General features: G+C 38.8%; 26 protein-coding genes and 1 pseudogene. 19 read left to right on the plus strand and 8 right to left on the minus strand.

Translation table 11 applies throughout. The features are described from left to right. Window positions 1-186: 186 nt before the first annotated feature. The 8 genes and pseudogenes from EW028_RS22785 to EW028_RS22820 all read left to right on the plus strand — a co-directional run bounded on the left by EW028_RS22785 (window position 187) and on the right by EW028_RS22820 (window position 7376). A complete protein-coding gene (locus EW028_RS22785; protein ID WP_131522538.1) occupies window positions 187-765 on the plus strand; it encodes a tetratricopeptide repeat protein in 579 nt (192 codons plus the stop codon). A 158-nt stretch (window positions 766-923) separates the two neighbouring features. Further along, window positions 924-1289 (plus strand): helix-turn-helix transcriptional regulator, encoded by a 366-nt coding sequence (locus tag EW028_RS22790; protein WP_089934043.1) that lies wholly within the window; start codon window positions 924-926, stop codon window positions 1287-1289. 152 nt (window positions 1290-1441) lie between these two features. After that, window positions 1442-1537, plus strand: a pseudogene (locus EW028_RS22795) (iron-sulfur cluster assembly accessory protein); the annotation flags it as partial. Window positions 1538-1865: 328 nt separating this feature from the next. Continuing rightward, window positions 1866-2363 (plus strand): NUDIX hydrolase, encoded by a 498-nt coding sequence (locus EW028_RS22800; protein WP_131522539.1) that lies wholly within the window; start codon window positions 1866-1868, stop codon window positions 2361-2363. Window positions 2364-2388: 25 nt separating this feature from the next. Further along, window positions 2389-4140 carry a sensor histidine kinase gene (locus EW028_RS22805; RefSeq protein WP_131522540.1) on the plus strand — a complete coding sequence of 584 codons (1752 nt, stop codon included), beginning with the start codon at window positions 2389-2391 and terminating at the stop codon, window positions 4138-4140. A 6-nt stretch (window positions 4141-4146) separates the two neighbouring features. Continuing rightward, complete coding sequence (locus EW028_RS22810; RefSeq protein ID WP_131522541.1) at window positions 4147-4890, plus strand: LytR/AlgR family response regulator transcription factor; 744 nt, start codon at window positions 4147-4149, stop codon at window positions 4888-4890. A 117-nt stretch (window positions 4891-5007) separates the two neighbouring features. Then, window positions 5008-6801 (plus strand): carbon starvation CstA family protein, encoded by a 1794-nt coding sequence (locus EW028_RS22815; RefSeq protein ID WP_004228334.1) that lies wholly within the window; start codon window positions 5008-5010, stop codon window positions 6799-6801. 245 nt (window positions 6802-7046) lie between these two features. After that, window positions 7047-7376 (plus strand): YuiB family protein, encoded by a 330-nt coding sequence (locus tag EW028_RS22820; protein ID WP_004228336.1) that lies wholly within the window; start codon window positions 7047-7049, stop codon window positions 7374-7376. Window positions 7377-7465: 89 nt separating this feature from the next. On the opposite strand, the gene EW028_RS22825 is transcribed toward EW028_RS22820, so the two are convergent. Then, entirely contained in the window at window positions 7466-7948 is a 483-nt protein-coding gene (locus EW028_RS22825; protein ID WP_131522542.1) for a divergent PAP2 family protein, read from the minus strand. A 123-nt stretch (window positions 7949-8071) separates the two neighbouring features. On the opposite strand from EW028_RS22825, the gene EW028_RS22830 reads away from it, so the two are divergent. From EW028_RS22830 to cysI, 7 genes are all read left to right on the plus strand, one after another. Then, window positions 8072-9580 (plus strand): leucyl aminopeptidase, encoded by a 1509-nt coding sequence (locus tag EW028_RS22830; protein WP_131522543.1) that lies wholly within the window; start codon window positions 8072-8074, stop codon window positions 9578-9580. 135 nt (window positions 9581-9715) lie between these two features. Beyond that, window positions 9716-9919 carry a hypothetical protein gene (locus tag EW028_RS22835; RefSeq protein WP_016991509.1) on the plus strand — a complete coding sequence of 68 codons (204 nt, stop codon included), beginning with the start codon at window positions 9716-9718 and terminating at the stop codon, window positions 9917-9919. A gap of 364 nt (window positions 9920-10283) precedes the next feature. After that, on the plus strand, window positions 10284-11057 hold the full coding sequence (cobA, locus tag EW028_RS22840) for a uroporphyrinogen-III C-methyltransferase (protein WP_054549436.1): 774 nt from the start codon (window positions 10284-10286) through the stop codon (window positions 11055-11057). 12 nt (window positions 11058-11069) lie between these two features. Continuing rightward, window positions 11070-11810 carry a sirohydrochlorin chelatase gene (locus EW028_RS22845; protein WP_131522544.1) on the plus strand — a complete coding sequence of 247 codons (741 nt, stop codon included), beginning with the start codon at window positions 11070-11072 and terminating at the stop codon, window positions 11808-11810. After that, entirely contained in the window at window positions 11810-11959 is a 150-nt protein-coding gene (locus tag EW028_RS22850; RefSeq protein ID WP_004228347.1) for a YezD family protein, read from the plus strand. The genes EW028_RS22845 and EW028_RS22850 overlap by 1 nt, the downstream gene beginning before the upstream one ends. A 43-nt stretch (window positions 11960-12002) precedes the next feature. Then, a complete protein-coding gene (locus tag EW028_RS22855; protein WP_131522545.1) occupies window positions 12003-13796 on the plus strand; it encodes an assimilatory sulfite reductase (NADPH) flavoprotein subunit in 1794 nt (597 codons plus the stop codon). Window positions 13797-13919: 123 nt separating this feature from the next. Further along, window positions 13920-15635 carry an assimilatory sulfite reductase (NADPH) hemoprotein subunit gene (gene cysI / locus EW028_RS22860; RefSeq protein ID WP_131522546.1) on the plus strand — a complete coding sequence of 572 codons (1716 nt, stop codon included), beginning with the start codon at window positions 13920-13922 and terminating at the stop codon, window positions 15633-15635. Between the two features lie 44 nt (window positions 15636-15679). On the opposite strand, the gene EW028_RS22865 is transcribed toward cysI, so the two are convergent. The 4 genes from EW028_RS22865 to EW028_RS22880 are packed head-to-tail and all read right to left on the minus strand — an operon-like array spanning window position 15680 to window position 19549. Then, on the minus strand, window positions 15680-16750 hold the full coding sequence (locus tag EW028_RS22865; RefSeq protein ID WP_131522547.1) for a sulfate/molybdate ABC transporter ATP-binding protein: 1071 nt from the start codon (window positions 16748-16750) through the stop codon (window positions 15680-15682). Window positions 16751-16765: 15 nt separating this feature from the next. Further along, on the minus strand, window positions 16766-17641 hold the full coding sequence (cysW, locus tag EW028_RS22870) for a sulfate ABC transporter permease subunit CysW (RefSeq protein ID WP_131522548.1): 876 nt from the start codon (window positions 17639-17641) through the stop codon (window positions 16766-16768). Window positions 17642-17651: 10 nt separating this feature from the next. Next, window positions 17652-18485 carry a sulfate ABC transporter permease subunit CysT gene (cysT, locus tag EW028_RS22875; protein WP_131522549.1) on the minus strand — a complete coding sequence of 278 codons (834 nt, stop codon included), beginning with the start codon at window positions 18483-18485 and terminating at the stop codon, window positions 17652-17654. A gap of 11 nt (window positions 18486-18496) precedes the next feature. Then, entirely contained in the window at window positions 18497-19549 is a 1053-nt protein-coding gene (locus EW028_RS22880) for a sulfate ABC transporter substrate-binding protein (RefSeq protein ID WP_131522550.1), read from the minus strand. 464 nt (window positions 19550-20013) lie between these two features. Here EW028_RS22880 and EW028_RS22885 point away from each other — a divergent pair, with 464 nt between their 5' ends. The 4 genes from EW028_RS22885 to cysC all read left to right on the plus strand — a co-directional run bounded on the left by EW028_RS22885 (window position 20014) and on the right by cysC (window position 23592). Continuing rightward, on the plus strand, window positions 20014-20715 hold the full coding sequence (locus EW028_RS22885; protein ID WP_131522551.1) for a phosphoadenylyl-sulfate reductase: 702 nt from the start codon (window positions 20014-20016) through the stop codon (window positions 20713-20715). Window positions 20716-20727: 12 nt separating this feature from the next. Continuing rightward, window positions 20728-21792, plus strand: a complete 1065-nt coding sequence (locus EW028_RS22890; protein ID WP_131522552.1) for a sulfate permease — start codon at window positions 20728-20730, stop codon at window positions 21790-21792. A gap of 70 nt (window positions 21793-21862) precedes the next feature. Continuing rightward, complete coding sequence (sat, locus tag EW028_RS22895; protein WP_131522553.1) at window positions 21863-23002, plus strand: sulfate adenylyltransferase; 1140 nt, start codon at window positions 21863-21865, stop codon at window positions 23000-23002. Next, entirely contained in the window at window positions 22999-23592 is a 594-nt protein-coding gene (gene cysC, locus EW028_RS22900) for an adenylyl-sulfate kinase (protein WP_131522554.1), read from the plus strand. The genes sat and cysC overlap by 4 nt, the downstream gene beginning before the upstream one ends. Before the next feature lie 44 nt (window positions 23593-23636). Here the strand turns inward: cysC and mnhG are convergent, their stop codons facing one another. The 3 genes from mnhG to EW028_RS22915 are packed head-to-tail and all read right to left on the minus strand — an operon-like array spanning window position 23637 to window position 24746. Continuing rightward, window positions 23637-24005 carry a monovalent cation/H(+) antiporter subunit G gene (gene mnhG / locus EW028_RS22905; protein WP_131522555.1) on the minus strand — a complete coding sequence of 123 codons (369 nt, stop codon included), beginning with the start codon at window positions 24003-24005 and terminating at the stop codon, window positions 23637-23639. Next, a complete protein-coding gene (locus EW028_RS22910) occupies window positions 23989-24270 on the minus strand; it encodes a Na(+)/H(+) antiporter subunit F1 (protein WP_131522556.1) in 282 nt (93 codons plus the stop codon). The genes mnhG and EW028_RS22910 overlap by 17 nt, the downstream gene beginning before the upstream one ends. After that, a complete protein-coding gene (locus EW028_RS22915; protein ID WP_131522557.1) occupies window positions 24267-24746 on the minus strand; it encodes a Na+/H+ antiporter subunit E in 480 nt (159 codons plus the stop codon). Before EW028_RS22915 ends, EW028_RS22910 begins: the two co-directional genes overlap by 4 nt. Window positions 24747-24750 lie beyond the last annotated feature (4 nt).

Genomic DNA, 24750 nt, shown 5'->3' on the forward strand with positions numbered 1-24750 from the left:
TAATTAACGACTGAGCAAATGAGCTTGGTCGTTCTTTTTTTTGCGTCGAAAGTGCGTGACCCCAAGGCCACCGATTCTGACAGGCGCTTTCTGCTGTTCTGACCTTACATACAATTTTTAAACATTTGGGGGGTATAAAAGGAAAAATAAATAATAAGTAGAATAAATAGGTAGGAGGAGATGTGAATGTTATCCATTTTCAAGAAGGAGCCAGGCGGAATTATCCGTCACTTAGCGTTAGAGGATTTTTATAGTACGTTATCCGAGTCGGAAATCGAGGAAATTAAAGACTCGCTAGCTCTTCCATATCAACTATCGAACAGGCCGTATGTGCGTGATGATTTCGATAAAGGAAATCGTACTTACAGCGGAAGCGCATCACAGTTTTTAGAAAGTTTATCTGAGGGCTTATCGCCTGATCTCCGTAAACGAGTCTTAATTGAGGCTATAAAACGTGCTACAAATTCTGTGGACAAGCATTTTCCTCGAACAAAACTCGCAGAAATGGCATACAAAGCCGGAGATTTCGACGAATGTGAGCGATATTGCCTTGATGTTATTAACGAATTGGACTTAATTGCGTTTAAAGGTGCGAGAGTAGTTGCGTTTAGCAGGCTCGCTATTATGTACGAAAAGCAAGGCCGGATACAAGATGCGCTTAATATATCCGAACAGGCGTTGAAAATTGGTCAACATGACAATACTAAAGGCGGTTACGAAGGTCGCATCGAGAAACTAAAACGTAAAGCAAGTAAAATGAAATAACCTTAAACGTTATAAATTACAGAAAACGTAATTAACGCAGTAGTGACGCGGGTTTACGAGGGTTGCGTATTTTAATTAGGTGGTGTATAGTTCGTATTGTTAACGAGTAATTACCGACCATATCGCGCGCGTGTTTCGGAAGAATGGGGACACAATCTATGGATGAAAAATTAATTAATCAGACAGAATTAGCAAAGATGTTAGGTGTAAGTGTATCGACTATTGCTAGGTATAGAGAAAAATTTCAATATTTTCTTGGTACATTCTCGCAACCTATGGGGAATAGTGTTCTATTTAATGAATTGGAAGTCGATGCTATGACGTATGCTAAACATAGAGTATCCGGTACAGTTTTTATGCTAGACGCAGTTAAAAAGGCTATAAAGAAGTTTTACGGTATAGATGTTCAAGATGTGGGTTGTGAAAATTGTGCGATGTTAGAAAGTGAAATCGCTTATAAAGATGAAGTGATAAGGCAGCAACATACGTTACTTTCAACGTTAACAGCCAGGTCTATTAAATAGTTACTTGCGGTTCTAGTAAGTCTACATATATAATGTAAGAAAGTAATCTATCGTTTTAATAATACGTAAGTGTTGTAAAATACGTCGTATTCAAATACCGATAAAAAATACGTACAGTAGGCGTTCATGCTTACGAATAGTATACCGTTCAATTCACCATCGATAATCCAAATGCCATCGCATCATGTGGTTGCGGTACTTCATTTAGAACAGCAAAGCGTGAAGGTACGCCTGAGGTTTGTGAATAAAATTAAATAAATCCATTCGAATAATGGGCTAACCATAATAGGCTTCTTTGATTGATGATGTTGCAAAACATGATGAATGAAAGGAGCTTTTTTCTTTCTTTTTATTTTCCTGTTTGTAAGTAACGATGTTAAAATCATCTACTTAAATGACACTTCCAACCAATTTTTATGAACGTATTTAATGAAATTCTAGGCAGTGTATTATAGCTTCTTTCACTGAGGTTGAATGAAAGAAGCATTTTCACTGTGGATTAGCTGTAAAATTCTGAATTAATGCTTCATTCCATAGAAAGCGAGCAGGTATAATAGGTAGATAGAGGTGAAGGTTATGAAAAAAGATCGTGGGAAAATATGGTTAGGTGTATCGGGTGTTACAGTGAATGAGCTTGGGCAATGGTTGGTTGTAAAGAAGGCTTATAGTGGCTTGAAGGGGCGTTGGTCATTGCCAGCAGGTTTTGTTAATGCAGGAGAAACGGTGGATGAGGCGGTCATTCGTGAAATCAAAGAAGAAACAGGCATCGATTGTAGAGTCTCAGGCTTAATTGGATTTAGAACAGGTGTCATCCGTGATGACATCAGTGATAATATGGCCATTTTTTATTGTCGAATGCTAGATGAGCAGCAGCAGGTTTCCATTCAAGAAAAAGAAATTTTAGAAGCTAAATGGTTATACCCTCAGGAGCTAGCACAAGATGAAACAACCTCTGTGATGTTAAAGGAAATGGCTTCCAATCAATTTGAAAGACATCAATTAGAGGCGATAGAAGGGATTAATCCAGGTGATATTTTTGGTTATACCTCTTATCGTTTATTCTTTAAAAAATAATATGACTTTTAGGAGGTGACCTTTGATGGAGCTGTTTTTATTTATGTTAGAGCGAGTTGGGCTGATCATTGTGTTTGCCTTTTTAATGTCAAGATGGCGACTCTTTCGAGAAAAGCTGTTTCAGGAGCAAGGAACGAAAGAGAAAATATGGCTCATCATTATCTTTAGTAGCCTATGTATTATCAGCAGTTATACAGGGATTAAAATTGAAAGTGGGACAATCCATCCTTTAAATCAGATGATACATAGCACAATCAATGCGGAGGAGGCCATCGCTAATACGAGATTAATTGGTGTCGCTATTGCAGGAATTTTTGGTGGACCACTTGTTGGTGTATGTGTAGGAATTATTGCAGGTATTCACCGAATTACACTTGGTGGTTTTACAGCAATAGCCTGCGGTGTTTCAACGATTCTAGCTGGCTTCATTACAGGTGGTTTAAGTAAACGCTTTAAAATACGTCAAACTTTTTCTTATAAGAAAGCAGTCATTATCGGCATCTGTGCAGAAACGATTCAAATGCTGGTAATTTTAGTAGTAGCGAAGCCATTTGAGCAGGCCTTGCAGTTAGTTTCATTAATTGCAATGCCGATGATTTTAATGAATGCCTTTGGGATATTTTTATTTTTCATGATTATTAAAACGTTTATTGATGAAGAGGAGCGAACAAAGGCATTACAAACCCATCAAGCTTTTTCAATTGCCCAACAAACAATTGAGCATTTTCGAAAAGGCTTGAATGAAGAATCATGCCAAACGGTTGCAGAAATTATTAAAAGAGAAATAAAAGTAGATGCGGTCGCTATTACCGATAAAAATGGGGTGTTAGCACATGTTGGCGTTGGTGAGGATCATCATTTAATTCATCGTGAAATTATGACGGCTTTGACGAAACGGGTATTAGAGGAAGGCAAAATTTTAATGGCTACATCTGAAAAGGAAATTCAATGTCCACACGCTAGCTGCCCATTACGTGCTGCCATTGTCCTGCCCTTGAAGGTACAGCATCGAACAGTTGGAAGCTTAAAGCTTTATTTCACTAAAGCGGATTCTTTGACAGGGGTGAAGAAGGAGCTAGCAGAGGGCTTAAGTAGACTTTTCTCCTCACAGCTTGAATATGCTGAAATTGAACAGCAGCGGAAATTATTAAAGGATGCTGAAATAAAAGCATTACAAGCACAAGTCCATCCTCATTTCTTCTTTAATAGCCTTAATACTATTTCGAGCTTGATTCGAACAGATGCAGATGAGGCGAGAGCGTTGTTAATCAAGCTTAGTACATTCTTTAGAAGCAATCTGCAGGGCGCACGACAAATGCTTATTCCATTAAAAAATGAAATTGATCATGTTGAAGCCTATTTATCCATTGAGCAAACAAGATTTCCGAATCGCTATGAAGTTGAGTTTATGATGGATGAATCGCTCTTTGATGTCCAGATTCCTCCATTTACCTTACAGCCTCTTGTCGAAAATGCTATTTATCATGCCTTTAAAAATCGTAAAGAAGGCAAAATTTATGTCAAAGTACAACGCGTGAACGATAAGCTACTGCTGTTGACCGAGGATAATGGGTGTGGCATGAGGAAAGAACAGGTGAAACAACTAGGTAAACGTATTATGGAATCGGAACAAGGGACAGGCACGGCTTTATGGAATATTTATCAGCGAATTCATGAAATTTACGGTTCGGAGGCTGATTTTCATATAACAAGTACGTTAGATGTGGGCACAAAAATTATGATTCAACTGCCGTTAAAGGCGACTAGATGGGAGTAGAAAAATTTGAATGTATATATTGTGGATGATGAACCGTTAGCACGAGCGGAACTGCGTTATTTATTAGAACAAACAGCATTAGTGAATGTTTGTGGTGAATCTGAAAATCTTGAGGAGTTGTGCAAAGCGGCACAGCTTGAAGAAGTCGATTGTATATTTTTAGATATTGAATTAGGCATAAACAATGGACTTGACTTAGCTAAACAATTATTACGGAATGCACAGAGACCTGAAATTATTTTTGCTACAGCCTACGATGACTATGCTTTACAGGCATTTGAAGTCAATGCATTTGATTATATATTGAAACCCTTTGAGGCAGAAAGGGTACAAACAGCTGTGGAAAAACTGTTAGCTAAAAAAAGAGCTGCTCAGGCAAAAACAATGGAGGAGTTAAAGGTGTCGCAGCTGGATAAGCTCGATAAGTTAACAGTTTATGCAAACGATCGAATTTTATTATTGAAAATACAGGATATTTTATATTGTACCTCTGAGGATAGTAAAACGGTTGTTGTAACAGAGCAGGGACGTTTTATTGCTTCCGAATCATTGGCAGCGTTAGAAAAAAGACTTACTTTAAAAGGCTTTGTACGTGTCCATCGCGCGTATATTGTCAATTTAGAGCATATTGTGGAACTTGAGCCTTGGAGTAGTTCTAAATTTAATTTAATTGTGCACAACAGACATTCTATTCCTGTCAGTAGGCTGTATATGAAGGAGGTACGGAAAATTTTTGACCTATCAAAGTAATTGCATTTCAACGGACAAATACAACCTTTCAGCTTTAAATTCTGACATTTCAGTTATTTTATGAATAATAGGGACATTCCTTTGCTATGATGTGGAAAAAGTAAAAGGGGTGTTTACATGAATGCGATTACAATAGTGATAGGGTCTATTTGTATTTTGATGATCAGCTATCGTTTGTATGGCATTTTCTTTACAAAGAAGGTACTTAAAATAAAAGATGATACGCCCACCCCAGCCCACGCTTTGGAAGATGGTAAAGACTATGTTCCGACGAATAAGTGGGTAACCTTTGGGCATCATTTTGCAGCGATTGCAGCAGCAGGGCCTTTAGTTGGACCAATCCTAGCGGCACAATTTGGGTATTTACCTGGACTTCTATGGCTATTAATCGGGGCAGTAATTGGCGGGGCAGTTCATGATGCTGTTGTTTTATTCGCTTCCATGCGTCATGGTGGTAAATCCCTATCGGAAGTGATGAAGGAGGAGTTAGGTCCTATCGCAGGTTTCTGTACAGGCCTTGCGATGCTATTCATTATTACGATTACAATGGCAGGTCTCTCGATGGTGGTGTTAGGTGCTTTAGAGCGCAATCCATGGGGAACGTTTGCGGTAGGTATTACGATACCAATCGCCATGCTTGTGGGTATTGCCTATCGTAAAACAGGTAATTTAATTGTTACATCTACTATAGGCTTTATTTTATTAATGATTGGGGTATTTATCGGACCGCTGATTCAAGGCACAGCATTCGGTGATTTTTTAACATTTGATCGGGATACATTAGCTATCATCTTACCGATTTATGCCTTTTTCGCCGCTGCATTACCTGTGTGGCTATTATTAGCACCTCGTGATTATTTAAGTAGTTTCATGAAGATTGGGGTATTTATTGCACTAATTATTGGCGTTTTCTTTGTTAATCCTGCTATTCAATTCCCTCCATTGACAGAGTTTATTCATGGTGGTGGACCAGTAATTGCCGGTCCTGTGTGGCCGTTTGTTTCTATTACAATTGCTTGTGGTGCCATTTCTGGCTTCCATGCTTTTGTAGGCTCAGGAACAACGCCTAAGATGATTGATCGTTGGGAGGACATCCGTATTGTAGGCTTTGGTGCTATGTTAGTAGAGTCACTAGTAGGTGTAATGGCTTTAATTGCAGCTACTGCTCTTCATCCAGCCGACTATTTTGCGATTAACTCAGCACCAGCTGTGTTTGCTACATTAGGAATGGAGCCCGTTCATCTACAAGCATTGTCTCAAAGTATCGGCATGGACTTGGAAGGACGAACAGGAGGTGCTGTAACGCTAGCAGTTGGTATGACAGATATCTTTACAGGTATTCCTTGGTTCGCCGAGTTATCTTCGTACTTCTATCAATTTGTCATTATGTTTGAGGCGGTTTTCATTCTTACAGCCATTGATGCTGGAACAAGGGTAGCTCGTTATTTAATACAAGATTTTGGTGGCAATGTTTATAAACCACTGAAGCGTACCAATTGGGTACCAGGTACAATTTTTGCTAGTGCACTTGCCTGCTTTATGTGGGGCTATTTATTGTATTCAGGGGATATAAGCTCAATCTGGGTATTATTTGGTGTATCCAATCAGCTAATGGCAGCCATTGGTCTAGTATGTGGCGTGACGATGGTATTGAAGGTCGCAGATAAACGCATCTATGCATTGACATGCTTTATCCCATTGGCTTATTTATACATTACGGTCAACGTTGCAGGCTATTGGATGATTAAAAATGTATACTGGAATCCAGCCGCTGCAGGCTTTAATATGTTAAATGGGATTTTATCTGTTATCATGTTAATGCTTGGCTTCTTAATTGTGCTGACAGCATTTAAAAAATGGGCACAGCTTTGGAAATCACCAAAGTTTTTAGTAGCTCAATCAACTTCATAAAATCATAGAAACTATTGAAGATAAGCATTTGTCTTCAATAGTTTTTTGGTGAAAAAAGCATCTACGACGAAGGAGAAGCAAATACCCGCGGAAGAAGCATATACCCCTAAATTCAAAGATCAACCATAGATGATCGATTGATGATTTTCCTAAATATGACGAACAAGCGAAAACAAGGATATGTTCATTGAAAGCGGTGTCGTAATCATGTAAACTAATGAGAGGAAAACGGAGGTTATACATACATGGATGGTCCAGTTTCATTAGTACAGTTAATCATTTCTATTTTGTTATTTTTCGTCATGTTCTTTGGTATCGGATTCTTGTTAAATATGCTGTTACGAATGACATGGTTAATGGCAATTGTGTATCCAATTGTTGTCATCTTTATTGTAGATGAAGTAAGCTTCTTAGATTATATTTTTAAGCCAGGTTCTGCATTCCCAGCATTAATTGATAAATTACAGGCACTTCAGTTTGTGGATATTGCTATTTTATCAGGTGGCTTTGCAGGTTCTATTGTGGCGGGTATCGTGATGATTTATTTACGTAAAAGTGGCTATCGCATGTTCTAACATGCTTAGTATTCTTTCTTCAATTGAAGGGGGAATACTTTTTTTATACAAAAAAACACAGCCTCCTCTAGAGGATGTGTTGATGTCTGTTAGATGAAAAACTCATAGGCTATGATAGCGATAAAAATACCCGTGAGAGCCCCAAAAAATACTTCACTTCGTTTATGGCCTAATAATGTTTTTAATTCCTCCATTTTTTCTTGTCCGTCCATCTGTGGCCATTTTTTTAAATCATGAAGCAATGTTTGGAAATCCTTACGCAGTTGATTTAAAATGGCTGCATGCTGCCCTGCTTGGTAACGAACACCACTAGCATCGTACATTACGATAATGGAAAACATGGCGGCTACCGCAAAAATTGGGGATTCCAAACCCGTCTCATAGGCAATTGAGGTTGCCAAACCAGTGACAGAAGCAGAGTGAGAACTAGGCATTCCACCCGTTGAGGTAAAAAGCCCCCATTTTACTTGTCTGGTCATTAAAAAATGAATGGGAATTTTAACAAACTGTGCAAAGAGAACCGCAAAGAGGGCAATTAGTAATGGGGTATTTTGGAGTAAACTCAATCTCATCACAACCTTCGTAAATAATTGCTTTTATTATAACATTCATTATTTTCTAAAAGAAGATTTAGGCAAATATTACGCGCTTTTCAGAAACTTCGTTATAATAGTATATGGAATGGAGGAATTTACATGCATATTGTAAAAGAAGCAAAAACATTTGAAACGATTTCTACTGAACTATTAGTGGTAGGAGTCACAAAACATCGTGAACAAATGCAGGACTGGGCAAGCTTTTCAACTTTTTACGGTGAAGCCCTTGATACATGGATTAGTGCAGGGGACGTCTCAACTGAATTAAAGAAATTAACGAAATTACCATTTGTGAAAGACCATGCCAACCTGAAACGTATTGTATTCGTAGGTTTAGATGAGCGTAAAAACCTAACAGAAGGTGATATTCGCGCAGCATTTGGTTTGGTAGGAAAAGAATTAAGATCTTTAAAAGTAAAAGAGTATTCCATCTGGCTTGAATCATTTACAACAGAGTCAATTTCAACAGCAGATGTAGCATTTTTAGCGGGTGAAGGAATTGGCCTTGGCTATTATGCTGTCCCACATTATAAAACCACTTCAAACGAAGTAGATAAACGTATTGATGCTGTTCACCTTGTGACTACAGCAGAGGATTTAGATGAAGTGGTGGCAAGCTTTGAGGTAGGTGTGATTTACGCGGATGCTGTCAATGAAGCTCGTAGCTTAATTAATTTACCTCCAAATCTACTAACAGCTACGGATTTAGCTAACTATGCACAATCTCTTGCTGTGGAATACGATTTTGAAGTAGAGATATTAGATAAAGCACAATTAGAGGAACTAGGTATGGGTGGTATATTGAGTGTTAACCAAGGCTCTTATGAAGAACCACGATTAATTACCTTAAAATATAAAGCGACTGAAGATTTTGAAGATCCAATTGGCCTTGTTGGTAAGGGTGTAACGTATGATACAGGCGGCTATTCTTTAAAACCAAAGGACTCTATGGTTGGTATGAAAGGTGATATGGGTGGTGCTGCTGCTGTACTTGGTGCGATGAAAATTATCGGAGAATTACGTCCAAATAAAAATGTTGTAGCCGTTATCGGTTCTACAGATAATATGGTGTCTGATACAGCGTTTAAACCAGATGATGTGATTACGACGTACAGTGGAAAAACGGTAGAAGTATTAAATACGGATGCAGAAGGGCGTTTAGTTCTGGCAGATGCGACTACATATGCTAAACAGCAAGGGGCTACATCACTGATCGATGTTGCTACTTTAACTGGAGGCGTTATTACTGCACTAGGTATGGATAAAACAGGTGCTCTTGCAAATGATGATGCATTTTTTGAAGCATTTATGGAAGCTGCAAAAGAGACAGATGAATTTGTTTGGCGCATGCCTTTAACAGAGAATGATAAAAAAAGAATTCGAAAATCAGATGTAGCTGATTTAAATAATTCACCTGGTCGTGATGGTCATATGATTTTCGGCGGTGGCTTTGTGGGCGAATTTGTTGGTGATACACCATGGATTCACCTGGATATAGCAGGCACATCTGATGCAGTAGCTGTACATGATTTAGGACCTAAGGGTGGTACTGGTGTTATGGTCCGTACACTCGCGAATTTTGTCCAACGTTTAGGGGAAGAAAAATAATAAAGTATGTCAATCAGCGGGAGTTTATTCTCGCTGATTTTTTGTGATTTATGCACTAATCCCGATAGAATAGGCATTCTACATATGATAGATGTATCTTCCTTCATACGATAGAGTAAAAAGGGGAGGTAGCATATGCGCAATTTCGGAGGTTATCCAGGCGGAGGATTTGGAGGCTTTATTTGGCCATTTGGCGCACCGTTTTTTGGTGGTTTTTTAGGCAGTTTCCTTGGCTCTCAATTTAATCAATATCCTTACAATCCATATTATCCAAACTATCGACCATATCCACCAGGTCCATATTTTCGACCAGGTCCGCGATATCGTAGACCATGGTAAGCACATAATTACATCAGCCAGTTGTCGATCTTCATATCGACAACTGGTTTTTATTGTGCCTAACGAAGTATCAAATTTAGTGTTGACAGAATATACTAAATTATTTATTATTCTTATTATATTACTAAGAATTAAATATGTGGCTGACTAGCAAACTAGAGGCTTTTATTATTCATAGGCATTTTTGTGCCTAAGGATAATATTAGCCTTTTTTCTTTATCTTAATTCAGTAAAGGTTTTTGTACCGAAAGCAAAGTGTCAGGTATAGAAAACTCCCTATTTTGCGGAGGACCTTTATTAGCAGTTTTAATAAATCTGAAATGCCATGACAACGAGGCGTAATTGACAGAAGGAGTGAGATGAAATGGGGAAAGTTTATATTGTCGGTGCAGGTCCTGGAGATGTTGACCTCCTTACGATTAAAGGATTACGTTGCATTGAATGTGCAGATGTCATTTTATATGACAGACTCATTAATAAAGAGCTGTTAGCCTATGCCAAGAAAGACGCTAAATTAATCTTTTGCGGGAAGTTGCCTCAGCAACATGCCATGATTCAGGAGCAAATCAACCAAACGCTTGTTGATTATGCCCAACAAGGATATGTTGTCACAAGATTAAAAGGAGGAGACCCATTTGTTTTTGGTAGAGGTGCAGAGGAGGCAGATGTGCTGGCGAAGCATCAAATTCCCTTTGAAATTGTGCCTGGTATTACGTCAGGTATAGCAGCTCCAGCATATGCAGGTATTCCTGTCACACATCGTAACTTAGGTTCGAGTTTTGCTATGGTTACTGGGCATATGCAGGACGGAAAAGAAGATGCTATCCGTTGGGAAAGTCTTGCAAAAGGGATTGATACAATTGCTATTTATATGGGTGTTGGTAATCTTCCGTATATCCGTCAACAATTACTCAAATATGGCCGTGATGAAAAAACGCCTGTGGCTGTTATTCACTGGGGAACAGTTTCTACTAAGCAAAGAACTGTTACGGGTACTTTAGCTACAATTGAGGAAATTGTGCGTACAGAAAATATTCATAACCCTAGCATCATATTAGTAGGGAAGGTTGTGACCTTAAGAGAAACCATTCATTGGTTTGAGCAAAACCCAGCACAGCCAATCCAAATAACGGGATAAGGTTGTGGGATTATGCAGGCTATTTTATATATTGCACATGGCAGTCGTGTCAAGGAAGGTGTAGAGCAGGCCGTAAACTTTCTTCACGGCGTTCAACAAGAAGTGGCAGTACCTATTCAGGAAATATGCTTTCTAGAGCTGGCAACACCAACCATTGCAGAAGGCATTGCTAGCTGTATTCGGAAAGGGGCAACAGCGATTGCCGTAATGCCTATTCTCCTACTAGCTGCTCAACACGCAAAGCATGATATTCCGAAAGAAATGGCAAAAGCTCAAAAACTATATCCATATGTAAAGTTTACATATGGTGAGCCTCTTGGCATTCATGAACGATTAATTGACACGTTACAAGCTAGGATAATAGAAAAACAGCAACCTAACAGCAATGCGAGTGTTTTACTCATTGGACGGGGGAGTAGTGATCCAGCCGTTAAGAGGGATTTAGCCAAAATAGCCAAAAGGCTACGTACTAAATATCACTATAAAGCCGTTGATACATGCTTCTTATACGGAATGGGACCAACCTTTGAAGACTGGTTGCTGCAAGCTAAGGGGAAGCAACAGCAAATTTTTATTGTCCCTTATTTATTATTTACAGGGATTTTAAGACAAAGTATTGCCAAGCGATTACAAGGCTTTGACAGCCATAACATTTTGTTATGTGAAAGCTTAGGCTATGACAACAATGTGAAAAAAGTATTAGTGGAACGTATTGATGAATTACTACATTTTAAAGAGGAAGGTGTTTCGTAATGGTAGATAAAAGAACTGAAAATGTAAATCTAGCATTAGATAATGTCCGCCAAATGTTAAATACTGTGAACCACGGATCAATTACATTGATTGTTCAAAATTCCTATGTGGTTCAGATTGAGAAAAAGGAAAAAATAAGGCTTCGATAAATTAAAAAATATGAAATGAAGATGATTCGTGAGGTGGCAAAGATTGAAATTACAAGTAATAAACAGTCCATTTAATGAAGAGCAGGTGAAGTTATTAAACGAGCTTCTCCCTAAATTAACAATTGAACAAAAATTTTGGCTAAATGGTTACCTAAGTGCTCCCCAAGCAACTATTGAAGCAATTGTTGAACAGGCACCACCAGCAGCCCAGCCGATTACCAAAACAATAACAATTTTATATGGCTCCCAAACAGGCAATAGTCAAGGATTAGCTGAAAAGTATGCAGCAGCTTTAAAAGAACAGCAGGTAGATGTAACTGTCTCATCATTAGGGAAATTTAAAGCTAGTAATTTAAAGAAGATCACCAATCTATTACTTATTGTGAGTACACATGGAGAGGGAGATCCACCAGATCAAGCGATACAATTCTATGAATTTTTGCATAGCAAACGGGCGCCTAAGCTAGAGCACCTACACTATTCGGTTCTTGCTTTAGGGGATAGCTCCTATGAATTTTTCTGTAAGACAGGTAAGGACTTCGATGAGCGATTTGCGCAATTAGGTGCAACAAGAATTGTTCCTCGTATAGATTGCGATGTAGATTATGATGACGCAGCTGCACAGTGGTTCTCCGCGGTTCAACAGGAATTTCTTCAGCATACAACTTCAGCAACGTCTACTTCAGCACACACCGAAGGGGCGCAAGTACTTGAAGAATCTACATATTCAAGAAAAAATCCATTTTACGCTGAAGTACTTGAAAATATAAATCTAAATGGTCGTGGCTCCAATAAAGAGACGCGTCATCTTGAATTATCAATTGAGGGAGCTAATTTTCATTTTGAACCTGGCGATAGCATTGGCATTCTGCCAGAGAATGATGAACAATTAGTCAATGCATTGCTGACAGCACTTCAATTTGATTCGGAGACAGAAGTGACTGTTTTTGATGAAACAATAACAATAAAAGAAGCACTACAGAAAAAATTAGAAATTACGGTGTTATCTAAGCCGTTACTCGAAAAAATTGCTGCTTATACAGAGCATAAAGAATTTACTAAGCTATTTGAAGAACCAAAAGCATGGAAGGACTATGCAAAAGGAAGAGACTTACTCGATCTAGTAGAGGAATTTACACCATTTACTTGGAGTGCACAGCAGTTTGTAGAGTTACTGCGTAAAATTCCAGCTCGACTTTATTCTATTGCTAGTAGCCAAAAGGCCAATAGCGAAGAGGTTCATTTAACGATTGGCAAGGTAAGCTATGAAACAGCAGGTAGACAACGCCTTGGTGTTTGCTCTGGAAGTGTGGCAGAACGAATACAAATAGGTGATACATTACCAATCTATGTTCATAAAAATCCGAATTTCAGATTGCCAGAGAATAATGAAACGCCAATTATTATGATTGGTGCAGGCACAGGTGTTGCACCATATCGAGCTTTTCTAGAGGAGCGAGAAGAGTTAGGGATTGAGGGGAAAGCATGGCTCATCTTTGGTGATCAGCATTTTGTTACGGATTTCCTCTATCAAACGGATTGGCAACGTTGGCTAGCTGCTGGCACATTAAGTCACATGCATGTAGCCTTTTCACGTGATACAGACCAAAAAATCTATGTTCAACATAAATTGCAAGAAAATGCCGCAAGTTTTTATGAGTGGCTGGAGCAGGGGGCTGTCATTTATGTATGTGGTGACGAAAAATCAATGGCATCTGATGTGGATGCAACCATTCATCAAATTATTGAACAGCAAGGACAGAAAACACCAGAGGAAGCAAAAGCCTATGTGAATGAATTAAAACAGCAAAAACGGTACCAACGTGACGTTTATTAATGGAGTTCAACACAAATTTCTTGAAAGCCTTCCCTTATTAATGAGTTGATCTCTTTGTTAGCAAGTAAACCCTCAGGTATGCCCAATATGCTGAGGTGTAATGGATTAAAGGAGCGATAAAGAATGACTGAAAAAATAGTGTTACCTCCACAGCCTGGGAAACCAAGTGATGTAGAGCGTATTAAAACCGAAAGTAATTACCTACGTGGAACACTCGAACGTACCATGAACAATCCATTAAGCTCTGGTATTCCAGAGGACGATAATCGCCTTATGAAATTTCATGGCAGTTACTTACAGGATGATCGAGATCTTCGGAATGAACGTCAGAAACAAAAGCTAGAACCTGCCTATCAATTTATGGTACGTGTACGAACACCGGGTGGAGCAGCTACCCCAGCACAATGGCTTGTGATGGATGAAATGGCTAGAAAGTATGGCAATGGCTCTTTAAAATTAACAACACGTCAAGCATTTCAAGTACATGGCATTTTAAAATGGAATGTTAAAAAATATATGCAGGAAATCAATGAGGTGTTATTGGATTCTCTTGCGGCATGTGGAGATGTGAACCGTAATGTGATGTGTAATGTCAATCCAAACCAGTCTGCATTACATGAAGAGGTTTATAATTGGTCTGCCAAACTAAGTGAGCATTTACTGCCGCGAACACGCGCTTATCATGAATTATGGTTAGATGGAGAAAAGGTAGTAGATAGTCAGGATGAAGAAATTGAACCGATTTATGGAGCTCAATATTTGCCGCGTAAATTTAAAATTGGTATTGCGATTCCACCAAGTAATGATGTAGATGTTTTTTCACAAGATATCGGACTGATTGCCATCGTTGAAGACAATCAGCTTGTTGGTTTTAACGTAGCGGTTGGTGGAGGTATGGGCATGACACACGGTGATCATGAAACCTATCCACAGCTTGCTCGTGAAATTGGCTTTATAACGCCAGACAAATTACTAGAAACAGCAGAAAAAATAATCACGATACAGCGTGATTATGGAAATCGCTCTGTCCGTAAAAATGCACGATTTAAATACACGATTGATGCGAGAGGACTTGAATGGTTCCAAGAAGAATTAACGCGTCGTCTAGGCTGGGAAATTCAGCAGGCTCGTCCGTATACTTTTGAGCGTACAGGTGATGAATTTGGCTGGATTAAAGGGGCAGATGGTCATTGGCATTATACGTTATTTATTCAAAATGGCCGTTTAAAAGACTTTGAGGATTATCAGTTGTTAACTGGCTTACGTGAAATAGCTAAGGTGCACACAGGTGATTTTCGTTTAACACCGAACCAAAATTTAATGATTAGCAATGTAACACCCCAGAAAAAGAAACAAATAAATACGCTTATTGAACAATACAAGCTAACAGATGGTGCGCATTATTCTGCCTTACGCCGCAATTCCATTGCCTGTGTCTCATTACCGACATGTGGCTTAGCCATGGCAGAAGCAGAGCGCTATTTACCTTCTCTTATAACAAAAATTGATGCCATTATTGATGAGGCTGGCTTAAATGAAACAGAAATTGTTATTCGCATGTCTGGTTGTCCAAATGGCTGTTCACGTGCAGCAATGGGTGAAATCGGCTTTATTGGCAAAGGGCCAGGTAAATACAATATGTACCTTGGTGCAAGTTTTACAGGCAATCGCTTAAATAAAATCTATCGTGAAAATATTGGTGAAGAGGAAATTTTAGCAGAGCTACGCCCCATTCTGCTGCATTTTTCAAAGGAACGATTAGAGGGCGAACATTTTGGAGACTTTGTCATTCGTGCTGGCTATGTCACAGCAGTGTATGATGGAAGAGAATTTCATTAAAAATAAAAACCATGTAGCAAATTTTTCTTTGCTACATGGTTTTTTTATATAGAATAATCCTCAGGAATAAACACCTTTAATTGTTTCGGCTTTACAAATACCTGATCGCCCACCTTCAGTTGAAGAAGATGAAATTGTTCCTTTGATACCTCTGCTTCTAAAAATTCATCAAGATCCTCACGGCGTAGTTCGATTTGAACGATAGGTCCTAGCAAATGAATGTGGCTGATTTTAACAGGAACTGTACCTGAAATACTTGTTTTCTCAATCTGAATATCATGTGGACGTACATAGCCTATCGCATTGTCCTCTGAATGTGTTAGGGCATCAGGTACATCAAGTACAACTTCACCCTGCATGAGCTTACCATTATGTAAGCGACCTTTAAATAGATTAACATTGCCCAAGAAATCATAGACAAATGGACTTTTGGGGTTTGTATAGACCTCATCTGGACTACCAATTTGCTCGATTTTGCCATTGTTCATGACCACAATGCGATCTGCGACATCGAGAGCTTCCTCTTGGTCATGTGTCACAAAAATACTTGTAATATGAAATTCATCATGTAACTTTCGAAGCCAGCGACGTAACTCCTTACGTACTTTTGCATCGAGAGCTCCAAATGGTTCATCTAATAATAGTACCTTTGGCTCTACAGCAAGCGCTCTTGCCAGTGCGACACGTTGTCGTTGCCCACCTGAGAGCTGTGTTGGATATCGATCTGAGAAATTTTCAAGCTTCACAAGTTGCAATAATTCCATCACTTTATCGTTGATTTGTTGTTTTGAAGGTCTGCTTTTTCGAGGGCGGACCTTCAGGCCATAAGCTACATTGTCAAAGACCGTCATATGGCGAAAAAGCGCATAATGTTGAAAGACAAAGCCCACATTGCGTTCCTTTGGATGACGATCTGTGATGGATTGACCATCAAATAAAATGTTGCCGACATCCGTTGTTTCAAGCCCAGCAATCACACGTAATAATGAGGTTTTTCCTGATCCAGAAGGGCCAAGCAGTGCTACTAGTTCCCCAGACTGAATATGTACGGATATATCCTCTAGTGCCTGAAAGGACCCATATTTTTTGGATACGTTTTGAATTTGTATACTCATTGAGATCATCTCCTTTTAACTAGATTTTGATTTCCAAGCAATAATGTCTTTCACAATTAATGTAAAAATGGCCATTACGCTCATTAAGGAAGCAACTGCAAAGGCTGCTGCAAATTGATATTCATTATAGAGAATTTCAATATGAAGGGGCATCGTATTTGTCATGCCACGGATATGACCAGATACCACAGACACAGCCCCGAATTCTCCGATGGCTCGTGCATTACATAAAATCAAACCATAGAATAGTCCCCATTTAATATTGGGTAATGTGACATACCAAAAGGTTTTAAAGCCACTTGCCCCCAATGAAATGGACGCTTCTTCCTCAGATGTACCTTGGGTTTGCATCAGCGGTATTAATTCACGTGCAACAAAGGGCAATGTGATGAAAATTGTGGCAAGGACAATGCCAGGTAGTGCAAAAACAATTTTAATATCATGTGCAAACAACCAATCACCAAATAGTCCCTGTGAGCCAAACAATAAAATAAACACTAAACCTGCGATAACAGGTGAAACTGCAAAAGGTAAATCTACCATAGTAAGTAATAGATTCTTCCCCTTAAAATTAAACTTTGTAAGTGCCCAGGCAGCCATTACGCCAAAGATCGCATTGAGGGGTACAGTAATGGCTACGACGATTATAGTAAGCTTAATAGCAGCTAATGCATCTGGATGTGTAATCGCAGCGAAGTAAACGTCGGCTCCTTTTTGAAAGGCTGTAATAAAAATAGATACTAAAGGTAGTACGATAAAGAAAGCTAAAAAAGCTAAGGCAATAAATATTAACGTATAGCGAATAATACGAGGCTCCTGTAAGGCAGCAGACTGAGTAGCTGCCTTCCTTTTTTCTGTACTAGCCTGCTGAATAAAAGTTGATTGTTCCATATAGTACCTCCTAATGTACAAACCGACGATTGGCTAGCCATTGTATCAAGTTAATGGTGAACAACAAAATAAAGGATGTCACAAGCATGACAACAGCTATGGCAGTTGCCCCCGCATAATCATATTGCTCAAGCTTTGTCATAATAATTAACGGCGTAATTTCCGTTTTCATCGGCATATTTCCTGCAATAAAAACAACCGAGCCATATTCACCTAAAGCGCGCGCAAAGGCCAAGGAAAAGCCAGTTAAAATAGCTGGTACTAGCTCTGGTAAGATGACTTTACGGAAGGTTTGTAAACGATTGGCTCCAAGGCTTGCCGAAGCTTCCTCCACCTCAGCACTGATATTTTGTAAAACGGGCTGGACCGTTCGTACAACAAAGGGTAGCCCGATAAAGGTTAAAGCAATAATGATGCCAAGAGGTGTAAAGGCAATTTTAAAATCAAAAAATTGACCAATCCAACCATTTGGTGCATAAAGAGATGTTAAAGCAATTCCAGCGACAGCAGTAGGCAATGCAAAAGGTAAGTCTACAAGCCCATCAATGATTCGTTTAAAGGGAAATTGATAGCGAACGAGAACCCATGCCATAGTCGTACCGAAAAAAACATTTAGTAAGCCTGCAATCAGTGCAGTGCTGAAGCTCACTTTGTAGGAAGCAACAGCACGGGGATCTGTAATGATATCGATAAATGCTGACCAGCTTAAGGACATGGTATGAATGAAAATCATGGAAAGTGGTAGTAACACTAGTAAACTTACGTAAAGCATTGTATAACCAAGAGATAAATGAAAGCCTGGAATAATTCGACGCGATTTTTTAGGAATGATTAAACTGCTCATCAAAACGCTCCTTATTGTGGTACGTATATTTCATCAAAGGTACCACCATCTTTAAAATGGGTTGCTTGTGCTTGTGACCAACCACCAAAATCATCGATGGAAACAAGTTCAAGCTGAGGGAATTGATCTTTATACTTTGCTAGAATCGTTTCACTACGTGGTCGATAATAATTTTTCGCCGCAATTTCTTGCCCTGTATCACTATATAAATGCTGTAAGTAAGCTTCAGCGACTTCACGTGTCCCTTTTTTATCTACGATTTTGTCTACAATTGCAACTGGTGGCTCTGCTAAAATACTTAATGAAGGCGTGATGATTTCAAATTCATCCTTACCTAATTCATTAAGAGAGAGGTATGCTTCATTTTCCCACGCAATTAAGACATCTCCAATTTTACGTTCTACGAATGTTGTTGTAGCTCCACGAGCGCCAGAATCAAGTACTTCTACATTGCTGTAAAGTGATTTCATAAATTCTTTTATTTTTGTCTCATCATTGTTATATAACTTTCCGGCATAAGCCCAAGCAGCTAGGTAGTTCCAACGTGCACCTCCAGAGGTTTTGGGATTAGGTGTAATGACAGCTACATCATCTTGAATCAAATCATCCCAATCTTGTATGTTTTTTGGATTGCCCTTGCGAACTAAAAAAACAATTGTAGATGTATAGGGAGTCGAATTATGATCAAATTCGGTTTGCCAATCTTTATTCAGCAGCTCACGCGTTTGAGCAATTTCATCAATATCGTAAGCGAGTGCGAGTGTCACAACGTCGGCTTCAAGACCATCAATCACTGCACGCCCCTGTTTGCCAGATCCACCATGTGATTGATTGATTGTGACGTCTTGGCCAGTATCATCCTTCCATTTTTTTATAAAATCTTTGTTGAACTCATCGTAAAGCTCCCGTGTTGGATCATAGGAAACATTTAGTAGCTCTACAGACTTCTTGTCTTCCTGACCGCTTGCTTTTTCATCTGAGTTAGCACTTCCACAGCCAGTTAAACTAAGCGTTAGAATAGTTAATAATGCCAATGATTGGAGAACATAGCTCTTTTTTTTCATAGTAAATCCGCCCCTTTTCTGTCTTAAGAATGCAAAAAGCCATCACCCACAATGACATGACAACATTGGGTAGATGGCCTTCAGATCCTCTGATCAGCGTTTTTTTTTAGGTCAAAGCTTTAGTAATACATTAAACATATATTTCCTATTAGTCAACAAGGAATTATAAAAAAGATTATTTATTTTGAAAATTAATAAAAGTGTCCTTAGATACCACTCATCATATGCAGCAAAGAGCAAAAAAAATGGGTGTATGGAAAAGATATTTAAAAAACCTAGTTGACTGCTTGGTGTACTTTAGTATATATTTGGTAATAAGAAGAATGATTGTAGTACGAGGTAACAACTACTAGTGAACAATCATTAAATATAGAGCTGGCTAGTCAAACTAGAGGCGTTTTAACAAAGACCTGTTTTTCCTATGTCTTTTGTTAAAACGCCTTTTTTGCTATGAGGGGGATTCGATGTTAACTTACGAAAATTGGCAAGAACCGATCATTGATTTTCAGGTTGATGATATGTATAAGGCTGCACTAGAGGTTTTACAGTGGAGCTATCAAGAATATGGAGATGAAATCGTCTATGCATGTAGCTTTGGTATTGAGGGCATTGTCTTAATTGATCTCATTTCAAAGGTAAAGCCTAACGCTACGATTGTATTTTTAGATACAGATGTACACTTTAAAGAAACATATGAAACCATTCATAAAGTCAAAGAAAAATATCCACAACTCAACATTGTCATGAAAAAGCCAACCCTTACACTTGAGCAACAAGCGACACAACATGGTGACGAACTATGGAAAACCAACCCAAATAAGTGCTGTGATATTCGTAAGATAAAACCTTTACACGAAGCCTTATCAGGTAAAAAGGCTTGGATATCAGGTTTACGTCGTGAGCAATCACCAACACGTCAACAAACAAACTTTTTAAATCGTGACGATAAATTTAAATCGATTAAAGTTTGTCCATTGATTCATTGGACTTGGAAGGATGTCTGGCGTTATGTTTCAAAGTACAGTTTGCCATATAATCCGTTACACGATCAAGGCTATCCAAGCATCGGCTGTGAGCATTGTACGAAACCAGCATTTACAATGGAGGATTTACGTTCAGGTAGATGGCAAGGCTCTGGTAAAACCGAGTGCGGGTTACATGAATAAAGGAGTTCTGCCATGCTTGAATATTTTGCAATAGCTATTAGTTTATTTTTTGCGATGAACATAGGAGCAAGTGGTGCAGCAGCCTCAATGGGTGTTGCTTATGGGGCAGGTGCCATCAAAAAAGCGTGGCAAGCATTGCTTTTATGCGCGATAGGCGTCTACAGTGGAGCTGTATTAGGCGGAGGAGAGGTAGTTAAAACGATAAGCTCAGGCATTATGCCCCAGGAATATATTACGGTAAAGGTTGTTATCATTATCTTGATTTCTGCGACAAGCTCGTTATTTTTCGCCAATCTTTTAGGCATTCCCTTATCAACGAGTGAAGTAACAGTGGGTGCTGTCGTGGGTGTAGGAATTGCCTATAAAGTACTATTCGTCAATTCGCTGCTTGTCATTATATCATTTTGGGTGATTGTACCGCTTGTTGCCTTTGTCATTGCTCTTGTCTGTGGAAAGTTATTATATAAGTTACAAAACACAGGGTTGCTGAAAGATCGACCAATTTTAACTGTTCTTCTCGTTTTAGCAGGATTTTTCGAAGCATTTTCAGCGGGGATGAATAATGTTGCCAATGCAGTTGGGCCGTTGGTGGGAGCAGGAATGATAGATGTGACAACGGGCATTGTGCTTGGCGGTGCATTTGTCGCAATAGGTGCTCTGCTACTTGGTAAACGAGTGCTTGAAACAAACGGTAAAAAAATAGTGCGCTTTCAAAAGGCAGAGGGCATTCTCATTTCAAGTACAGGTGCACTGCTTGTTGGCGTAAGCTCAATTTTTGGGCTTCCAGTACCCTTAACACAAGTCACTTCTTCATCCATCATTGGTATGGGGATGGCGAAAAACGGAAAGCAAATCTTCCATAAGCATATTGTGAAAAAAATTATACGTATTTGGGTTGTATCACCCATCTTTTCATTAGTCATTTCTTATTTTTTAGTGCAGTTATTTTTAGAAAAAGACCTTTATGCCATTATTTTAAATGGCAGCATTATTGTTGGGACGCTAGGGGTCATTAGTCTGATGCGTACGATGCGTGAAGAAGAGCAGTCTATCTATGATGCAGGGGAAGGCATTTAAATTGAATCATATCATCACTATCTTTTGACTACAAAACTTAGTATTTAACTAGAATTAGGAGGAGATTTTTATGAGTCTACAACCACATGGTGGACTACTTGTGCAAGCATTTAATCCGGAAAAAAAAATCACAACTATTCATAAGGAAATTGAGTTGGATGCAATTTCGTTGAGTGATTTAGAGCTAATTGCTATAGGGGGGTATAGCCCAATTGAAGGTTTTTTAACACAAGTAGACTATGAGTCAGTCGTGGCACAAAGTCGTTTAGCATCAGGTGTAGTATGGAGTATTCCGATTACATTACCTGTTACAAAAGAGAAAGCGTCCATTTTACAGCCTGGTGACGAGGTGAAGCTGGTTTATGGTGATGAAGTATATGGCGTTATTGAAGTAGCAGATATTTATGAGCCGAATAAACGAAAAGAGGCTTTACTTGTCTATGGAACAGAGGATTTAGCACATCCGGGCGTTCAAAAGCTTTTTGATCGTCCTGCCATTTATGTTGGAGGAAAAATTACGTTAATTAAACGTCTTACACAAAAGTTCCCTGCTTATTCATTTGACCCAATAGAAACGCAACAATTATTTGCTGACAAGGGATGGAAAACTATTGTTGGCTTCCAAACACGTAATCCAGTCCATAGGGCGCATGAATATATTCAAAAGGCAGCACTTGAAACGATTGATGGGTTATTTCTAAATCCACTTGTTGGAGAAACAAAGTCAGATGATGTGTCAGCTGCTATACGTATGGAGAGCTATGAGGTTTTATTAGAAAACTATTATCCTGAAAGTCGTGTACAATTAGGTATTTTCCCAGCCGCTATGCGGTATGCAGGACCAAGGGAAGCTATTTTTCATGCACTTGTTAGAAAAAATTATGGCTGTACGCATTTTATTGTTGGTCGTGATCATGCAGGTGTTGGTGATTATTATGGCACATATGATGCACAAAAGATTTTTGAGCAGTTTACTGAAGATGAATTAGGAATTGTCCCACTGAAATTTGAGCATAGCTTTTATTGCCAGCAATGTGAAGGCATGGCGACGACAAAGACGTGTCCACATGATAGCTCTGCCCATGTCATTCTATCAGGAACGAAGGTACGTGAGATGCTACGAAATGGAGAAGTACCACCAAGTACATTCAGTCGTAAAGAAGTCGTAGACATTTTAATTAAAGGTATGAGTAAGGAGGTAGTGAAATGAGTTCAAACATTGTTTGGCATGAAGCCTCCATTACAAAAGAAGAACGCCGTTCAAAAAATAAACATCAAAGCTTTATTTTATGGTTTACGGGTTTATCTGCTTCAGGGAAATCATCAGTGGCCAATGCATTTGCCCGTCGATTATTTGAAAGGAGCAATCAAGCCTTCGTATTAGATGGTGATAATGTGCGTCATGGCTTAAATAGTGACTTAGGATTCGATGAGGTAGGGCGCAAAGAAAATATTCGTCGAATAGGTGAAGTCTCAAAGTTATTTATAGAGAGCGGTCAAATTGTGCTAACGGCTTTTATTTCACCTTATCGCGAAGATCGTCAGGTAGTCCGTGAACTTGTAGAGGATGGTGAATTTTTAGAGGTCTATGTAAAGTGTTCAGTAGAAACATGTGAAAAAAGAGATCCTAAAGGTTTGTATAAAAAAGCAAGGAATGCTGAAATTACTAATTTTACAGGGATTAGCGCTCCATATGAAGAACCAATTAACCCAGAAGTTATTTTGGATACAGAACAGCATTCCATAGAAGAATGTGTGGTGCAACTGACAAATATTTTAACTGCCAAGGGATATATTTAACTAAAAAAATCTGCTCGATTTAGTAATCGGGCAGATTTTTACGTTTATTTTACACCTTGTTCCTTTTTCATTTTGTCAATTTCAGGACCTAGTTCATCACGTACGGTACCTTTCCATGGCTTAACACCAGCAATATAGGAAGAACGTGTCATAATGTGTCCACCAACAGGACCAGTAATAAAGAGGAAGAGTATCCCCAGTAAAATACGAGGGTTGAAATGATCTTCAATCAGCCAAAAGTGAAAGAATACACCAATTAGTACACACATGACGCCAAGTGTTGCACTTTTTGAAGCGGCATGTGCACGTGTATACAAATCGGGTAAGCGGACAAGTCCGATAGCTGTCACGACAATAAAGAGTACTCCAACAGTAATGAAAAAGATAACTAAGCTATTAGCGAGAATTGTCACGTTTGATGATATCTCCTTTCTCTATGAATTTAGAGAAAGCCATCGTACCGATAAACGATAAAATTGCTAGCAATAAAATGATTTCAAGAAAGAAGCTTGTTTCCACTAAAATCGAAAATAGTCCGATTAGGGAAATGAGTGAAACACCTAGTGAATCCAAAGCTACAACACGATCGGATGAGGAAGGACCTTTTACCATTCGATAAATGACCGCTATCATTGATAAGCAAATCACTACGATTACAGCAATAATAAATGTTGTCATGATTTACTCACCTCCAAAATCGCTTTTTCAAATGAATCTCGAATGGAAGCAATGGCTTCATCCACATCGTTAATATCAATGGCATGTACATACAATGTTTTCGCATCATCCGAAACATGCACTACCACTGTTCCTGGTGTTAAAGTAATAAGACTTGATAATAACGTAATTTCCCAGTCTTGTGTTAAAACAGTTGGATAAGCAAAAAAGGCTGGTTGCATGTCCAGTTTAGGCTTCAACACTACTTTCAACACTTGAACATTTGCTAAAATTAATTCTTTAAAGAACAACAACGTTAATTTTAGCAGAGCCCATAATCGATAGACATAAAGACGAGACTTGAAAAACCTCCGCATGAGAATAAGTAAAAGTATGCCCATTATGAATCCTATGATAAAACCAGTTGCTGTGTAATTAGAGGAAAGGAACATCCAGACAAAGGCAAGTACAAAATTTAAAATCATTTGAAATGCCATAGTG

Origin of the sequence: Lysinibacillus sp. OL1 (assembly GCF_004332175.1) — a bacterium.
GTDB classification, from domain to species: domain Bacteria; phylum Bacillota; class Bacilli; order Bacillales_A; family Planococcaceae; genus Lysinibacillus; species Lysinibacillus capsici.

Bases quoted from the DNA above. Each gene is read 5' to 3' on its own strand.
- EW028_RS22800 (WP_131522539.1), top strand. From the start codon at position 1,866: ATGAAAAAAGATCGTGGGAAAATATGGTTAGGTGTATCGGGTGTTACA.
- EW028_RS22805 (WP_131522540.1), top strand. From the start codon at position 2,389: ATGGAGCTGTTTTTATTTATGTTAGAGCGAGTTGGGCTGATCATTGTG.
- cysI (WP_131522546.1), top strand. From the start codon at position 13,920: ATGACTGAAAAAATAGTGTTACCTCCACAGCCTGGGAAACCAAGTGAT.
- EW028_RS22830 (WP_131522543.1), top strand. From the start codon at position 8,072: ATGCATATTGTAAAAGAAGCAAAAACATTTGAAACGATTTCTACTGAA.
- EW028_RS22880 (WP_131522550.1), bottom strand. From the start codon at position 19,549: ATGAAAAAAAAGAGCTATGTTCTCCAATCATTGGCATTATTAACTATT.
- EW028_RS22890 (WP_131522552.1), top strand. From the start codon at position 20,728: ATGCTTGAATATTTTGCAATAGCTATTAGTTTATTTTTTGCGATGAAC.
- EW028_RS22825 (WP_131522542.1), bottom strand. From the start codon at position 7,948: ATGAGATTGAGTTTACTCCAAAATACCCCATTACTAATTGCCCTCTTT.
- cysC (WP_131522554.1), top strand. From the start codon at position 22,999: ATGAGTTCAAACATTGTTTGGCATGAAGCCTCCATTACAAAAGAAGAA.
- sat (WP_131522553.1), top strand. From the start codon at position 21,863: ATGAGTCTACAACCACATGGTGGACTACTTGTGCAAGCATTTAATCCG.
- EW028_RS22865 (WP_131522547.1), bottom strand. From the start codon at position 16,750: ATGAGTATACAAATTCAAAACGTATCCAAAAAATATGGGTCCTTTCAG.
- EW028_RS22790 (WP_089934043.1), top strand. From the start codon at position 924: ATGGATGAAAAATTAATTAATCAGACAGAATTAGCAAAGATGTTAGGT.
- EW028_RS22885 (WP_131522551.1), top strand. From the start codon at position 20,014: ATGTTAACTTACGAAAATTGGCAAGAACCGATCATTGATTTTCAGGTT.
- EW028_RS22820 (WP_004228336.1), top strand. From the start codon at position 7,047: ATGGATGGTCCAGTTTCATTAGTACAGTTAATCATTTCTATTTTGTTA.
- EW028_RS22845 (WP_131522544.1), top strand. From the start codon at position 11,070: ATGCAGGCTATTTTATATATTGCACATGGCAGTCGTGTCAAGGAAGGT.
- EW028_RS22910 (WP_131522556.1), bottom strand. From the start codon at position 24,270: ATGACAACATTTATTATTGCTGTAATCGTAGTGATTTGCTTATCAATG.
- EW028_RS22835 (WP_016991509.1), top strand. From the start codon at position 9,716: ATGCGCAATTTCGGAGGTTATCCAGGCGGAGGATTTGGAGGCTTTATT.
- EW028_RS22850 (WP_004228347.1), top strand. From the start codon at position 11,810: ATGGTAGATAAAAGAACTGAAAATGTAAATCTAGCATTAGATAATGTC.
- cobA (WP_054549436.1), top strand. From the start codon at position 10,284: ATGGGGAAAGTTTATATTGTCGGTGCAGGTCCTGGAGATGTTGACCTC.
- EW028_RS22785 (WP_131522538.1), top strand. From the start codon at position 187: ATGTTATCCATTTTCAAGAAGGAGCCAGGCGGAATTATCCGTCACTTA.
- EW028_RS22915 (WP_131522557.1), bottom strand. From the start codon at position 24,746: ATGGCATTTCAAATGATTTTAAATTTTGTACTTGCCTTTGTCTGGATG.
- EW028_RS22815 (WP_004228334.1), top strand. From the start codon at position 5,008: ATGAATGCGATTACAATAGTGATAGGGTCTATTTGTATTTTGATGATC.
- cysT (WP_131522549.1), bottom strand. From the start codon at position 18,485: ATGAGCAGTTTAATCATTCCTAAAAAATCGCGTCGAATTATTCCAGGC.
- cysW (WP_131522548.1), bottom strand. From the start codon at position 17,641: ATGGAACAATCAACTTTTATTCAGCAGGCTAGTACAGAAAAAAGGAAG.